13 protein-coding genes are annotated in these 12,884 nt (G+C 53.4%); 5 read left to right on the plus strand and 8 right to left on the minus strand.

The window, feature by feature from the left end; genetic code table 11:
- The first annotated feature begins 565 nt into the window (after positions 1 to 565).
- The 5 genes from tamA to ACP3TC_RS01685 are packed head-to-tail and all read left to right on the plus strand — an operon-like array spanning position 566 to position 8,024.
- The gene (tamA, locus tag ACP3TC_RS01665; protein ID WP_313857818.1) at positions 566 to 2,281 is read left to right on the plus strand and encodes an autotransporter assembly complex protein TamA; all 1,716 of its coding nucleotides are present in this window, start codon (positions 566 to 568) and stop codon (positions 2,279 to 2,281) included.
- Entirely contained in the window at positions 2,278 to 6,048 is a 3,771-nt protein-coding gene (gene tamB, locus ACP3TC_RS01670) for an autotransporter assembly complex protein TamB (protein WP_426817385.1), read from the plus strand. Before tamA ends, tamB begins: the two co-directional genes overlap by 4 nt.
- Before the next feature lie 2 nt (positions 6,049 to 6,050).
- A complete protein-coding gene (locus ACP3TC_RS01675; protein ID WP_313854033.1) occupies positions 6,051 to 6,404 on the plus strand; it encodes a gamma-glutamylcyclotransferase family protein in 354 nt (117 codons plus the stop codon).
- Positions 6,405 to 6,442: 38 nt separating this feature from the next.
- Positions 6,443 to 7,156 carry a tetratricopeptide repeat protein gene (locus ACP3TC_RS01680; RefSeq protein WP_313854031.1) on the plus strand — a complete coding sequence of 238 codons (714 nt, stop codon included), beginning with the start codon at positions 6,443 to 6,445 and terminating at the stop codon, positions 7,154 to 7,156.
- A gap of 22 nt (positions 7,157 to 7,178) precedes the next feature.
- Positions 7,179 to 8,024: a hypothetical protein gene (locus ACP3TC_RS01685; protein ID WP_313854029.1), complete on the plus strand. Its 846-nt coding sequence runs from the start codon at positions 7,179 to 7,181 to the stop codon at positions 8,022 to 8,024.
- A 46-nt stretch (positions 8,025 to 8,070) separates the two neighbouring features.
- On the opposite strand, the gene sctW is transcribed toward ACP3TC_RS01685, so the two are convergent.
- From sctW to ACP3TC_RS01725, 8 genes are read right to left on the minus strand one after another with little or no spacing between them, the layout of a single operon-like run.
- The gene (sctW, locus tag ACP3TC_RS01690) at positions 8,071 to 9,183 is read right to left on the minus strand and encodes a type III secretion system gatekeeper subunit SctW (RefSeq protein ID WP_426817386.1); all 1,113 of its coding nucleotides are present in this window, start codon (positions 9,181 to 9,183) and stop codon (positions 8,071 to 8,073) included.
- The gene (locus ACP3TC_RS01695; protein WP_426817387.1) at positions 9,167 to 9,838 is read right to left on the minus strand and encodes a hypothetical protein; all 672 of its coding nucleotides are present in this window, start codon (positions 9,836 to 9,838) and stop codon (positions 9,167 to 9,169) included. Before ACP3TC_RS01695 ends, sctW begins: the two co-directional genes overlap by 17 nt.
- Positions 9,835 to 10,422, minus strand: a complete 588-nt coding sequence (locus ACP3TC_RS01700) for a type III secretion system domain-containing protein (RefSeq protein WP_313854022.1) — start codon at positions 10,420 to 10,422, stop codon at positions 9,835 to 9,837. The genes ACP3TC_RS01695 and ACP3TC_RS01700 overlap by 4 nt, the downstream gene beginning before the upstream one ends.
- Positions 10,419 to 11,138 (minus strand): type III secretion system inner membrane ring lipoprotein SctJ, encoded by a 720-nt coding sequence (sctJ, locus tag ACP3TC_RS01705; protein WP_313854020.1) that lies wholly within the window; start codon positions 11,136 to 11,138, stop codon positions 10,419 to 10,421. The genes ACP3TC_RS01700 and sctJ overlap by 4 nt, the downstream gene beginning before the upstream one ends.
- Positions 11,135 to 11,473: a type III secretion system inner rod subunit SctI gene (sctI, locus tag ACP3TC_RS01710; protein WP_313854017.1), complete on the minus strand. Its 339-nt coding sequence runs from the start codon at positions 11,471 to 11,473 to the stop codon at positions 11,135 to 11,137. Before sctI ends, sctJ begins: the two co-directional genes overlap by 4 nt.
- Before the next feature lie 22 nt (positions 11,474 to 11,495).
- Positions 11,496 to 11,786: an EscG/YscG/SsaH family type III secretion system needle protein co-chaperone gene (locus ACP3TC_RS01715; RefSeq protein WP_313854015.1), complete on the minus strand. Its 291-nt coding sequence runs from the start codon at positions 11,784 to 11,786 to the stop codon at positions 11,496 to 11,498.
- The gene (gene sctF / locus ACP3TC_RS01720; RefSeq protein WP_052898860.1) at positions 11,783 to 11,998 is read right to left on the minus strand and encodes a type III secretion system needle filament subunit SctF; all 216 of its coding nucleotides are present in this window, start codon (positions 11,996 to 11,998) and stop codon (positions 11,783 to 11,785) included. Before sctF ends, ACP3TC_RS01715 begins: the two co-directional genes overlap by 4 nt.
- 5 nt (positions 11,999 to 12,003) lie before the next feature.
- The gene (locus ACP3TC_RS01725) at positions 12,004 to 12,744 is read right to left on the minus strand and encodes a helix-turn-helix transcriptional regulator (RefSeq protein WP_313854012.1); all 741 of its coding nucleotides are present in this window, start codon (positions 12,742 to 12,744) and stop codon (positions 12,004 to 12,006) included.
- Between the last annotated feature and the right edge of the window lie 140 nt (positions 12,745 to 12,884).

Raw genomic sequence — 12,884 nt, forward strand, 5'->3', positions numbered from 1 at the left:
CGTAGGTTTGTTTCTCTTGTCATTTTTGGCTTGGTGTGGCGCGGGATTCCACGTACTTCCTGTACATGTCATTAATAAAACGGCTGCCCATGCCAAAAATGTCTGCGTTAGTGCGACCATAACAGATAGGGCACGGTCGGGCAGAATTTATCAGATCCTGGTCAGATCTTCGCTGCGCATTATAGCAGCAGGCTATATCGGGCGGCTAGTGGTTACGAGTGTGATTAAAAAATAGACAGCAATGTTAATTAATCATCAAAGTATCAGGTTAAGCGCCACTTCCAGACTTGTCTAATGACATTCGCGGGTTACACTCCAGTGGGTTGCGATTTGCGATCCGCTGTTGTGTACTGTCATGAGTTTTCAGACAATAACGCGTAAAATTTGCGTTTATGCTGCATTTTAGCGAATAGTTAAGCTGTGCGGGACAGGAAGTGAATAAGGTGCCTTTCTGAAATTATCCCGGCAGTACAATGGTTTGCTGTTCATATAACGATTCGCCCATCTGGAACAAGGGCTGGCAAGAGAAACAGGAGTAAGCGTGCCACGAATTCATGTGTACTGCATGTACTGTCTGCTGATTGCCGCGCCTGTGACACAGGCCGCGACTATCCGCTTGCAGGTTGAAGGTTTATCCGGGGATTTACAAAAAAACGTCAGGGCACGTCTTTCAACCATCAGCACTGATGAAATCTCTGCTGACGGGCGCTTTCGTGCACGCGTTTCGAATGCGATAAAGGAAGGTTTGCGCGCGCTGGGTTACTACCAACCCGATATCGATTTTGAGATGCGCCCCGCGCCGGCTGAGGGCGGCCGTCCGGTACTGATTGCCCGGGTGAAAGCCGGTGAACCGGTGAGAATCGCCGGTACGACGGTGATATTGCGCGGTGAGGCACGTAATGATGAGGACTATCTCAGAATGGTGCGCGAGGGGACACCCGCTGATGGCACCATTCTCAATCACGGCAAATTCGACAGCTTCAAAAGTAACTTCACCAATCTCGCGCTGCGCAATGGCTATTTTGATGGCGAATTCCTCAAAAGCCAACTCGGCGTCTCAGTAGAGCGCCACGAAGCGTTCTGGGATATTGATTATGACAGCGGTCAGCGTTACCGCTTCGGCGATGTTAGTTTTGAAGGCTCGCAGATCCGCGAAGAGTATTTGCAAAATCTGGTGCCGTTTAAAAAAGGCGACTACTACAGTTCACGCGATCTGTCCGAGCTGAATCGTCGCTTATCCGCGACCGGCTGGTTTAATTCCGTGGTCGTTGCGCCAGAATTTGCTGAAGCGCGCGAAAGCAAAGTGTTGCCACTGAATGGCGTGGTCTCGCCACGTACTGAGAACACCATTGAAACCGGTGTTGGCTACTCAACTGACGTCGGTCCGCGTGTCAAAGCAACGTGGAAAAAGCCGTGGGTCAACTCGCGCGGCCATAGCTTTGCCACCAGCGCTAATATCTCTGCGCCGGAACAGCAGCTCGATTTCAGCTACAAAGTTCCGCTGCTAAAAAGCCCGCTTGAGCAATATTATCTGTTGCAGGGCGGGGTGAAACGTACCGACCTGAATGATACCAAGGCAGATTCCACCACCCTGGCCGTTTCCCGTTACTGGGATCTGAGCAGCGGCTGGCAGAAAGCGATTAACCTGCGCTGGAGTCTCGATCACTTTACCCAGGGCAGCGTGACGAACACCACCATGCTGCTTTATCCGGGCCTGAGTATTAACCGTACCCGCTCGCGCGGTGGCCTGATGCCGGTCTGGGGCGACTCGCAGCGTTACTCGGTCGATGTCTCCGACACCACCTGGGGCTCAGACGTCGACTTTGCGGTGTTGCAGGCGCAAAACGTCTGGATCCGTACGCTGGCCGAAAAGCACCGCTTTGTGGCGCGTGGCAACCTTGGCTGGATCGAAACCAATGACTTTGAGCGCGTACCGCCGGATCTGCGCTTCTTCGCCGGTGGCGACCGCAGCATTCGCGGCTATAAATTCAAAGGCATTTCACCGCGTGACAGTGAAGGCAAGCTGACCGGTGCCTCGAAACTGGTCACCGGCTCGCTGGAATATCAGTATAACGTCACTGGCAAATGGTGGGGCGCGGTGTTCGTTGACTCCGGTGAAGCGGTGAATGACATCAAAAAGGATGACTTTAAAACCGGCGCCGGTTTTGGCGTGCGCTGGCAGTCTCCGGTTGGGCCGATCAAGCTCGATATTGCCCGACCGATTGGTGACAGAGAGGAACATGGATTGCAGTTTTACATTGGACTGGGGCCTGAACTATGAGTCGCTGGAAGAAGGTCCTGATTGGCATTCTGATTTTTATCCTGCTGCTGCTTGGCGGCGTGGCGTTTTTAATTGGTACCACTACCGGGCTGCATCTGTTGCTTAACGGTGCCTCGCGCTGGGTGCCGGGGCTGGAAATTAAGCAGGTCGACGGTGGCTGGCGCAATCTGACGCTAAGCGGTATTCAGTATGAAATGCCGGGCGTGACGGTAAATGCCGGAGAATTTCACCTTGCGGTGCAGCTCGGCTGCCTGAAGCGTTCGGCGTTTTGTATCAACGATCTGTCGCTGAAAGACGTTAACGTCGTCGTCGACAGCAAGAAAATGGCACCTTCGGCCGAGCCTGCGCCGCAGGAAGAGAGCGCAATGGGCGATCTCTCCACGCCTTATCCGCTGACTTTACGCCGCGTGGCGCTGCATAACATCAACGTGAAAATCGATGATACCACCGTTTCTCTGCTCGATTTTTCTACCGGGATGAACTGGCAAGGTCGTGCGATGACCTTAACCCCGACCCGCATTCAGAGCCTGCTGGTGGCGCTGCCTAAGGCGGCCAAAGTGGCCGATGAGCAGGTGGTGCAGCCAAAAGTCCAGCAGCCGCAAGCTGGCGAAAAGCCTTTAGGTGAAACGCTGCAGGAGATGTTTGCGCAACCCCTGCTGCCGGAATTGCCAGATTTCCGCCTGCCGCTGGATATTAATGTGCAGGAGGTGGTTGGCGAACAGCTGCGTATCACTGGTGACACCGATATTCTGGTTAACCGTCTGTTACTGAAAGCGAAAACCGAAGATCGCCTGCTGCATCTTGAAACGCTGGACGTGGATTCGCCGCAGGGGCTGCTGAATGCCAGCGGTCAGGCACAGCTGTCGGATAACTGGCCGCTAGATTTTACCGTCAACAGCACGCTAAATATCGATCCGCTGAAAGGCGAAAAGATCAAACTGACGCTCGGCGGCGAGATGCGCGACCAACTAAAACTGGCGCTGAATCTATCCGGGCCAATACCGGCTCAGCTTGATGCGCAAACTGAACTGGCACAGGTGGGTCTACCGCTGGAAATGACGCTCAGTAGCCCGCAATTTCGCTGGCCACTGACCGGACCGGTGCAGTACCAGGCCGATAATTTCAACTTCAAATTCAGCGGTAAGGCGACGGATTACGTGATGTCGCTGCGTACGGCGCTGAAGGGCGAAGCCATCCCTCCTGCCACAGTGACGCTGGACGGTAAGGGCAATATCGAGCAGTTTACCCTCGATAAACTGCGTCTGGCGGCGCTGCAGGGCAATACCGACCTCACGGCGGTGGTGGACTGGAGCAAAGCGATTAGCTGGCGCAGTGAGTTAACGCTCGCCGGCATCAACACGGCGAAACAGTATCCTGACTGGCCGGCAAAACTGGACGGTAAAATTACCACCCGAGGCAGTCTGTACGGCGGCAGCTGGCAGGTGCGGGTTCCGGAACTGGCACTGCGTGGCAATGTGAAGCAGAACGCGGTTACCGCCAATGGCTCACTGTATGGCAATAGCTATAACCAGTGGGACATTCCCGGCATCAAGCTGGTGCTTGGTCGCAACAACGTCAACGTTAAAGGTTCACTCGGTGAAACACTGAATCTGGATGCGGATATCGACGCCCAGCATCTCGATAATGCGCTACCGGGACTGGGCGGCGTAGTGAAGGGCAATATCAAGGCACGCGGCAACCTGGAAGCGCCACAGTTACTGGCTGACCTGACTGCGACCGGCTTACGCTGGCAGCAGATGAGTATTGGTCGGGTGAAAGTTGACGGTGATGTGCGCTCCAGCGATCAGATTCAGGGCAAACTGGCGATCCGCGTTGAACAACTGAAGCAGGATGCGCTGGCTATTAATCTGCTGACGCTGAACGCCGACGGTAATGAAAAGCAGCATCAGCTGAAACTGAATGTACAGGGCGAGCCGGTTTCCGGTCAGCTGGCGCTGAGTGGCAGTTTTGATCGCAAAGAGCAGCGCTGGAAAGGTTCACTGAACAATACCCGCTTCGATACGCCGGTGGGTGAGTGGCGTTTGTCACGCGCGATGACCATCGATTATCTCAACAGCACTCAGACTGCCAGTATTGGCGCGCACTGCTGGCAGAATCCGAATGCGCAGCTCTGCGTGCCGCAAACCATCGAGGCAGGCCCGAGCGGCCATGCGCGCGTGGTGCTGAACCGTTTTGACCTGGCGATGATCAAACCTTTCATGCCTGAGGAAACCGCGCTGAGCGGCGTATTTAACGGTGATGCCGAAGTCAGCTGGACGGCCAATGGCGGCCTGCCGCAGGGGCGGGTCTCACTGAAAGGGAATGGTGTTAAGCTCGAGCAGGATGTGCAGGGCAACACGCTGCCGATTGCTTTCAATACTCTTAACCTGAATGCGGCGTTACGCAACGGTCGCGCCCAGCTCGACTGGTTAATCCGTATTGCCAACAATGGCCAGATGGATGGTAATGTACAAATTGCCGATCCTGAAGGTCGTCGCACCTTATCCGGTAACGTAAATATTACCGATTTGTCGTTGGCGATGCTGAATCCCGCGCTGATGCAGGGTGAGAAAGTGGCTGGCGTGCTGAACGCCGGCCTGCGTCTTGGCGGTAATCTGCAACGCCCGCAGGTATTTGGCCAGCTGGCGCTGCGCAATGTCGATGTCGACGGTAACTTTATGCCGGTCGATCTCACCAGTGCCAATCTGACGATGCTGTTTAACGGTATGAGCTCGACGCTGGAGGGCTTAATTCAGACCTCGCAAGGGCAGATCAACCTGAATGGTGATGCCGACTGGAGCCAGCTGGATAACTGGCGCGCGCGCGTTGCGGCGAAGGGCAACCGGGTTCGCGTAACCGTGCCGCCAATGGTGCGGATGGATGTTTCGCCGGATCTGGTATTCCAGGCGACGCCATCGATGTTTAATCTGGATGGTCGGGTAGATATTCCGTGGGCGCGGATTACCGTGCAGGAAGTACCGGAAAGTGCGGTTGGTGTTTCGTCTGATGAGGTGATGCTGGATCAAAATCTGCAGCCGATTGCACCAAAATCTGCCGCGATTCCGATCAACAGTAATCTGGTGATTCATATCGGCAATGATGTTCGTCTTGACGCCTTTGGCCTGAAAGCCCGACTGAATGGCGATCTGAAGCTGGTTCAGGATAAACGCGGGCTGGGGCTGAATGGCCAGATTAACATTCCGTCTGGCCGCTTCCACGCCTACGGTCAGGATCTTATCGTGCGTAAAGGTGAGCTACAGTTTGCCGGACCGCCAGATCAGCCGTATCTTAACCTCGAAGCCATCCGTAATCCGGAAGCCACTGAAAATGACGTGACCGCCGGGCTGCGCGTCACAGGCCTGGCCGATGAGCCGAAAGTTGAGATCTTCGCCGACCCGGCGATGTCACAGCAGGAAGCCTTGTCCTACCTGTTACGTGGTCAGGGACTCAATTCGGATGGCGACGGTAATGCGCTAACTTCAGCCCTGGTCGGTTTAGGGGTTGCACAAAGTGGGCAGGTTATGGGTAAAATCGGCGAGACATTCGGCGTCAGTAACCTGGCACTTGATACGGCAGGTGTTGGCGACAGTCAGCAGGTGCAGGTCAGTGGCTATGTGCTGCCGGGTCTGCAGGTGAAATACGGTGTTGGCATATTTGATTCACTGGCGACGTTAACCTTGCGTTATCGCCTTATGCCGAAATTCTATTTGGAAGCGGTGTCTGGTATTGATCAGGCACTAGATGTGCTCTATCAGTTTGAGTTTTAGCAATGCGAATAATTGTCTACGGCAGTTTACGGCGCAAGCAGGGTAACAGTCACTGGATGACTAACGGGCAATGGCTGGGCGATCATCTGATCGAAGGCTATGAGCTCTACAGTCTGGGCCATTACCCTGGCGTGGTTCAAGGATCGGGCCAGGTTTATTGCGAAGTTTACCGGATCGATGCCGCCATGTTGGGTGAACTGGATGCCCTGCGTTCCAAAGGCGGAGAGTACAAGCGTCAGCTGGTGCAGACGCCGTACGGTAGTGCCTGGCTGTATGTGTATCAGCGTTCTGTTGCCGGTCGGCAACGCATCGAAAGTGGCGACTGGCTACAACGGGACGCAGTTGACAAGTTGTAGCTCAGCATAAAAAACACCGCCAACTGGCGGTGTTTTTTTTGTGGTGCGTATTCGTCGAAGCTTTCCCTTCCTCCTCCATAAATTCCTTTTGTACTTTCATTACAGCATGTCAAAAAACCCAAATTTCTCAGGAAAAACAGAAGGAATCAGCCTCTGTAAGTGGGATGTTTAAGATGAGTAGCGCAGAAAACAAGCAACGCCGACCATCAGATAGCATCAACCTAATCCGGGAAAATAATATGCAACGACCTGACCTGAATTCATCGCTTGTCCCTGATACTGACACTCCGACGGACGCGCTTGCCGCAGATGTCGACGCACTGCTTGCAGGAAAAACCTCGCTTGCTGAGCTGTGTAATATTTCACCACAGCAGCTGGAGGATCTCTATGCGCAGGGTTATCAGGCGTGGGAAGAGGGTAATCTGGAGATGGCTACCGATTTTTTTGCGCTGGTCGCGCAGCTGGACCCCGCTGCCCGCCGCAATATTTTTGCTTTTGCCTGTGCCCTTAAACAGCAAGGTGAATATGCTCATGCCCTGAAACTTTTCAGCTATGCCGTACAGATGCAGCCCAGCGATCCCTTTGCTCCTTTTCATATTGCCAACTGCTTGCAAGCTGTCGGTGAGGTAGAAGGGGCGCGGGAAATCTTCAATGTGACTATCGCTCTGTGCTTTGAAAGGGCGAATAGCGATGCGCGTTATGAGGATTTACGTAAGCAAGCGGAAGATCAACTAACTGAATTAAATGGATAATTAACAAGCTAAGGAGAGTGTTATGTTGTCACCCGCAACCGGATATACCCTTCCGGTACATTACGCCGCCAAGTCAGACGAGGTGAGCATAAAAATGGTCACCAATAGTACTGGCGGAGAATTTCCCTCAGCCAGCGAAAGCGGCATAGTGAAACCGACAGCTTCTGTTCCGTCCAAAGCGCTGGAGCCTGACTTTTTAAACGATCAGAAGGCCCGTATTACGGCGTACTCGCAGGAAGTTGAGCTGAGGATCGATACTAATACCCTGGTCACCAAGGTTATCGGTGCCGTAACGGCGACAGCGGCACTGGTAACGTCGGGGATTGGTGGCACTGGCCTGTTAGCTGCAGCAAATGCGGCGGCTGAAGCCGTGGCTCTGATGGATGTGGGCTGCGCCGCCTATGAAGTACACGATAAGAAGAAGCCCGAAGCGGAAAGGAATGGCGGGCTGACTTTGGGTGCGGATTCCATTGGCAATGCGGTAAATCAGTTAGCCCTGAAATGCCGTCTTTCCGCAGATCAATCCGAGAAAGTTGCTACCTACTTTTCTGGAGTCGCGCGGGCTGTCGTGAGTGGTACGCCAGCCGTGTTAGCCAGCTGGCTACCGGCCAGCGCTGCCACCGGCGTTATGCCAACGGTTGCTCGTGTCATTGCTACCGCTAAGCCTGCGTTAGACCTTGCGGTTAACACCTTTAATGCCGATAACGCACTGAAAGGAAAAGTGAAAAAGGAATTGGGTATTCAGAAGATGCATAATGAGTTCCTGGAAGCGCATGCCAAAGCGCTTAATACACCGGTTAAGACATCCGCGACGACTCAGACAGAGACTCAAATGCGGAAGCGGAATGGTTTTGGCTCTGATGAGTGAGTTATAAATCGGGCGGCAATGGCAAAAATGCCATTGCCGCTGGTCGTTACCACTCTTCTTCATCGACCAGCTTTTCCTGATACTCAGAAAAAGCCTGTAAAACGGTCTCTCGCTGTTCAATATCTTCAAAACAGTCATCGGGCAGCAGTTTTACCAGGTCAACCATACGGCGGGCATAACCATGCTGGCTGAAGCCCTCGGGCAGCATCTGGCTGGCGCGTTCTTTCAGCCAGTCGGGATAGACCCACGACTGCTGCATAATCTCCAGTAGCTCCGAGGTAATACGATCGCCATCCACATCAGGGACATTGAGCGCCTTGGCCATCCGCTTGCAGTGATCTTCAACAGTGAGAAACTGTAAAATACGCTTCAAATCGGTAATCACCGCGCCAAGACGAATACCACTGATGCCGAATTCGGCGGACAATTCAAACGACAGGGCGCGAATGAGGGTTTTCAGCTTACGCTGGCGATCCTGCAATTGGCTGAACTGAGAAAACCAGTATGAAAGACCAGACTCGCGGCTGGCGGCGCGCTGATAAAGGCGACGCAGTTCAGCCAGGCCGTCAGGGCCCACGGCACCGAATTCCAGAAAGCCGAACAGTTTCAGCACCCAGTCTTCTTCATCCATTGCCCGTTCCAGCGCCAGTTCAAGGCGTTGGCGTCGCGCCGGGCTGAGATCGGAGTCATTAAGCATCGCGCCCAGCAGCAGCACCATCTCTCCGGCGTCCATGTGATGTTGCCGCATTGAGTTGAGCAGGTCGTCGACTTCATCAACCTGTTCAATCGCCGGGATGCGCTGACGTAAATCTTCCAGCTGATTCGGCGCAACGGCGGCCACTTGCCGCGCCAGCCGCTGAACCATCGCGCGCGGGCGTGCACGTTCATTGCCGGTTGAGGCGTTGCCAGAGGTACTGCTGGAGCGTCCGGCAAGCGCAAAACCGATGTTTTCCTGGGTTTCCTGCATCGCATCAAGATCGGTTGGCATCCCTTGCAGGGTCATAACATCGCTGCCCAAGGCGCTTTTGGCGATATTCATTACCGACTGGGCCGGAATCACTTGCGAGGCGTTGCGATCAGCGCGCAGTTGCTGCGATTGCTGTACGTTGTTCACCTGATGATGTGGGCGGTGGCCACCGGCCTCAATCTTGTTGATCATCTGCTGACTCCTGACTCAGTTGTTCCAGGCGGGAAAGTATTGACTGCAACTGCTCGTCAAGATTCAGATATAGCGAAACCAGAGAAGTATTCAGCCTCGCTTCGCCGGGTTGCAGCCGCGCATCTGGCTTAACTCGCAATTGTGGATGGGTGACAAAAGCCTGACGCAACTCATCATACTGTGACTCATTGACATGCAGCGTGCCGGTGGCTTCGTCCAGCAGGGCGTCAATATGCCGGTGCAGGTGCGCCATCAATAATCTGGCGTCATTCTGCTGACCATAAAACTCTTCAAACACCTGCACCATGATGCGACGCAAGCGAACTTCGAGCTGTTCGACCACGCGGCGTTCAACCTCATGCGTCTCAATCAGCCATTGGATGGTATCGGCGACCGCTTGTTGACGTAGCGCGGGCGCTTCTTCCTCAACCTGCATTAATCCTTCTTGCCTGGCGGCTTCTTGTGCTTTATCACAATATTGCTGCAGATGTTCGGCATCCAGTTCAGCGCGTTGCAAAATCTGCTCCGCCTGGGCCTGGGCCGCCGCAATAATATCTTCTGCCGCCAGAAACTCCGCCAGTTGACTGGCATGAATCAACGGGCCAGCAGGAGCGGCTACCGTCAGGCGGGTAACCGGTATGGTTAAGAGAGTCATAAAAATCGTCCTATGCGTAGCAACCAGGGAACCGGCGATCCCAACTGGGGTTCAGAGGCTACCTCTGCCGGGGGTAATACCATTTGCAGCGCGGCAATCACCGGACATTGTTGTGCGGCACTGCGCAACCAGCCAATTCCCCGGGCCTGAGCCGCCGCGGGTAACTGTTCAGCGGTCAGCATCCCGAGCGGCGGAGTGGTGAATGAACCCAGTACCAATAGCTGATCGCATCCGCGCTCCCCGAGACTTAGCGATAGCTGGCGTCGGTACTCACCCAGCAGCAAATAGTCCGGGCAGGCGATGGCCAGTAGCCCCAACGCGGTACACAGCCGTGGCAACTGTTCCTCCAGCGACAGTAGCTGTAACTGTTGTGCGCTCAGACTGGCGGGCAGTGGGCTAAGTGTTTCCCGGCAACGCCGGGCGATTAAGTGATTCAACCGACCGCGCGACGCAGGATAACGTTGATAGCAGTGTTGCCAGGGGGCCAGTGACAGTGCCTGCCACCACCCCTCATCCATCCACTCACCCGCCTGCCAGCTAAGCTGATGCAAACGCTGTAACGGAGCGGTGATCACCGCATTCATGATGCAGTTTTCCTGCGGCGCAGCAGAAGGGCTCCTGTGGCGGCTGATATCACCAGCACCAGTGCTGCGACCAGCCACAGTTTACGGTCATGCCACCAGGGTGATGGTTGCTCAGAAACCGGCAATGCGCGCTGATAGCGATAATCTGTGGCTTGCAACACCACTGAAATATTCTCTGCACGCAGATTCGGGATGCCGTTCTGAATCAAGCTTCTGATGTCATTCTCGCGACTCTGCATATTGATGCCAGGAGTATGTTTTACAAACACCGATGCCGAAGGAACCGGCGTTTCACGTCGGTTATGGCTGACGCTTTCTGCAATTGAAACCTGAGCATTCACCACACCATCCATGCCGCGCAGCATTTTTTCCAGCAGCTGTTCCTTCAGATAGTTTATTTTGGCCTGCTCCTGCACCGGTGACATTACCAGCTGGCCGGAAGGAAACAGATCGTTCATGCTTTCGGTGCGGCGCGCGGGTAAACCGTGCTGACGCAGTGCTTCCACCGCATCGACAAACTGGCTTTTCTCTACCTTAATCGCCACGTTGCCTTCCTTGATCACCTGTTTCTCACTGTCGATATCACGCAGCATTAACAATGCCAGCATCTGATTCGCTTCGGCTTCAGAGAGTCCGCTGTAGAGTTCCACTTTACAGCCGGTTAAACATAGCGCCAGCAGCGCCAGCAAACCGTACCGCTTCACGGAAGCTATCATTGCATGCTCACCAGTTTGTTAATGCCTTGCCCCAGTGAGCCCGCAACTTTGGCGGTTAACTCCACTTCCAGCAGTGACTTGGACAATGCTGATTTCACCGCCATCATTTCAGCAGGACTGCTGATGATTTCTGCAGTGGGCTTCGCGCCCTCTATCGCCTGATGCACAGCAATGGATTTTTTCTGCAGTTGGGCCGTCGCCATTTCGTCCGGGGTGATCAGCATGTTGCCAAACATCGCGCGGGTAAAGGCGTCGACGTCTGCGGCATCAGGCGGCGTAACGATGTGATCCTGGGTGGCTTGCAGAGTGTTCAGTTGGATTGCGTCAATTTCCATGATGTATAGCTCCTGATAAATGTTATTTTGGATGGCCCCAAACGGGCAAAGAGGTATCGACGCTGCTGGCAGTCAAGCGCCGCAGCATGTCAGCTTCGGCTGAATCATTATCTTTCAGCAGTGCAAGGGCAGTTTTGCTGTCGCCAAGCCCAATCAGCAGGGTAGATTCAACGATGCATCGCGCCTGTTGATTGTCGGTTAGCCAGGGTAAAGCCTCGCGGACCGCTTGTGCCTGAGGAAAGAAACCGTGATTCACTGCCATCAGGCTGGTTTCCACCAGCAGCTGGCGTAATTCGCGATCGAGCATCATCATATTTTCTGAATAATCCCTGCCAGCATGTCTTTTACCGCACGCATAATCGCGCTCTCATAGCTGACAAAAGTCGAATATTGCTGAATGGCAAACTGAGCCTGCAACATTTTTGCCGGATCGTTAAAATCCGCAGCGGTGACTTTTGACTGCACTTCATTACCCGCTTTATCAACCAGTTGTGAAAGCTGGTTAGTAATAGCTTCAATATCCATAGTGGTTATTCTTCTCCATTCAAAATTCCGTCATTGTCGACTTTGCCGTGCGACTGATAACGAAATTGTTTCGGGCTGCACATGAAATTGCGGCGGAAACTGTCGGTAAAGTGCGCATGATTGGAAAATCCACACTCCAGAGCGATATCCAGCACCCGCATCGGCGTACTGCTCAGCAACCTTTTCGCATGCTCCAGCCGCCGCTCCAGTAACCAGCGTTTGGCCGGTTTACCGTACACATCCTGAAACTGCTGGTTAAATTTGCGCAGTGGTAAACCTATCTCTTCGGCTAATTGCGCCACCGACCACGGCTGCATAAAGTTTGTTTCAATAAAATGACAAAAAGCTTTATTGCCGGAAATACTACTTTTCAACAGTGCCGAAAAATAGTTTCTGTCCAGACTCAGGCAATAGATATATGAAAAATATAAAAAGCTGTCTGGTGATAAATTTGAAAGTGAAGAAAATACATCGATAACATCATTTTCCGCCTTAATAACTTTTACGTTATTACGACTGAAAGTGTTATTTCTTTCGGTTTCAATTAGCTCGATAACATCCGGATAAAGCTGCTGCAACGCAGCGGCAGAAAAATCCACAATGATCGGCTTACATTGCAGGACGTCGCTGACAACCTGCATATTGGCGCAGGTTACTGCAAGGCTATTTGCCGGTACAACATAGCGCTCTCCATGCAGTGATAGCGTCAAACTGCTTCGGGTAATAATAAATCTGAGTGCTGACATCTTTCCCCCCATGAATACTGCAATCACCGGGATATCTTCCTTTATAGGCAAAAAAAAGAACATCAGGTGTTCACCTGACATGTGGCGAGAAATAGTTTTTGAGCGAGGTTGGTAAAAAACAGAATATTTTGTACAGATAC

Origin of the sequence: Winslowiella sp. 2C04 (assembly GCF_050037805.1) — a bacterium.
Taxonomy (GTDB): domain Bacteria; phylum Pseudomonadota; class Gammaproteobacteria; order Enterobacterales; family Enterobacteriaceae; genus Erwinia; species Erwinia toletana_A.

Bases quoted from the DNA above. Each gene is read 5' to 3' on its own strand.
- tamB (WP_426817385.1), top strand. From the start codon at position 2,278: ATGAGTCGCTGGAAGAAGGTCCTGATTGGCATTCTGATTTTTATCCTG.
- sctJ (WP_313854020.1), bottom strand. From the start codon at position 11,138: ATGATAGCTTCCGTGAAGCGGTACGGTTTGCTGGCGCTGCTGGCGCTA.
- ACP3TC_RS01725 (WP_313854012.1), bottom strand. From the start codon at position 12,744: ATGTCAGCACTCAGATTTATTATTACCCGAAGCAGTTTGACGCTATCA.
- ACP3TC_RS01700 (WP_313854022.1), bottom strand. From the start codon at position 10,422: ATGAATGCGGTGATCACCGCTCCGTTACAGCGTTTGCATCAGCTTAGC.
- ACP3TC_RS01685 (WP_313854029.1), top strand. From the start codon at position 7,179: ATGTTGTCACCCGCAACCGGATATACCCTTCCGGTACATTACGCCGCC.
- sctI (WP_313854017.1), bottom strand. From the start codon at position 11,473: ATGGAAATTGACGCAATCCAACTGAACACTCTGCAAGCCACCCAGGAT.
- ACP3TC_RS01715 (WP_313854015.1), bottom strand. From the start codon at position 11,786: ATGATGATGCTCGATCGCGAATTACGCCAGCTGCTGGTGGAAACCAGC.
- tamA (WP_313857818.1), top strand. From the start codon at position 566: ATGTACTGTCTGCTGATTGCCGCGCCTGTGACACAGGCCGCGACTATC.
- ACP3TC_RS01675 (WP_313854033.1), top strand. From the start codon at position 6,051: ATGCGAATAATTGTCTACGGCAGTTTACGGCGCAAGCAGGGTAACAGT.
- sctF (WP_052898860.1), bottom strand. From the start codon at position 11,998: ATGGATATTGAAGCTATTACTAACCAGCTTTCACAACTGGTTGATAAA.
- ACP3TC_RS01695 (WP_426817387.1), bottom strand. From the start codon at position 9,838: ATGACTCTCTTAACCATACCGGTTACCCGCCTGACGGTAGCCGCTCCT.
- sctW (WP_426817386.1), bottom strand. From the start codon at position 9,183: ATGATCAACAAGATTGAGGCCGGTGGCCACCGCCCACATCATCAGGTG.